Genomic DNA, 451 nt, shown 5'->3' with positions numbered 1-451 from the left:
CGGCGAGCCAGCGCGCGAGAATCGCCTTCTGCTGATTGCCGCCCGACAGGAAGCGGATCTTCTGCCGGCGGTTGGGCGTCTTGATCTTCAGCAGCTTGATGAAGCGATCGGCCGTCTCGGCCTCGCGCTTGCGGTCGAGAAAGAGCCCCGCGCGCAGCCCGTGGCGGCGGCCACTGATGTTGATGTTCTCGGCGACCGACGCATGCGCGACGATTCCCTCTTCCTGGCGATCCTCGGGGCACAGCACGATCCCGCGGCGGATCGCGTCGCGCGTCGAGCGGATGTTGAGCGGCTCGCCGTCCAGCGTGAGCGCGCCGCCCGTCCTGCGCTGCGCGCCGTAGATCACGCGCATCAGTTCGCTGCGCCCCGCGCCGACGAGCCCGAAAAAGCCGACGATCTCGCCCGCGCGCACGTCGAAGCTCGCCCCCGCGCGCAGCGCATCGCCCTCGAG

General features: G+C 70.1%; 1 protein-coding gene. It reads right to left on the bottom strand.

The features are described from left to right. Window positions 1-451 (bottom strand): ATP-binding cassette domain-containing protein (locus tag J5M56_RS25325; RefSeq protein WP_207938100.1); only part of this gene is annotated, 451 nt, incomplete at both ends.

The organism is Pseudomonas sp. 51_B, from assembly GCF_017491595.1.
GTDB lineage: Bacteria > Pseudomonadota > Gammaproteobacteria > Pseudomonadales > Pseudomonadaceae > Aquipseudomonas > Aquipseudomonas promysalinigenes.
The sequence above is the reverse complement of the archived record's forward strand: the minus strand, read 5'-3'. Positions and strand labels throughout refer to the sequence as shown.